At 53.3% G+C, this 302-nt stretch carries 1 protein-coding gene; it reads right to left on the reverse strand.

Annotated features, from left to right (window positions below; genetic code table 11):
* The coding region (locus NE473_RS31215; protein ID WP_502802870.1) for a hypothetical protein at positions 1–291 on the reverse strand (291 nt) is incomplete at its 3' end.
* Positions 292–302: the final 11 nt, after the last annotated feature.

A 302-nucleotide genomic window follows, 5' to 3' on the forward strand; every position in this document is an offset into this window, starting at 1 on the left:
CGCCTGTCCCACATCATCCACATGCCAGGTCGACGCGCCATCCATTGCGTACTTACAGAGTTCCTGCCAGATGGCAATCTCCTGTACAGCCTCATCACTCCCTAAATCAGCCTTGCCATCCTTTATAAACTCACCGCCGCAGGAATAGAGTATGGCACCGAACAAATCGACCGCCGCCTGTCCCTGCATGGCCGGAATCGCGATACCGGTCCCCTCATTTTCCTTAAACCATCTGGCGCATGCAATCAATTCGTCAAACTTTTTCGGAACTTCTCCGCCATACCTCTGCATGGCAGCCTCAT

This window comes from Hungatella sp. SL.1.14, from assembly GCF_024460495.1.
GTDB lineage: Bacteria > Bacillota > Clostridia > Lachnospirales > Lachnospiraceae > Hungatella > Hungatella hathewayi.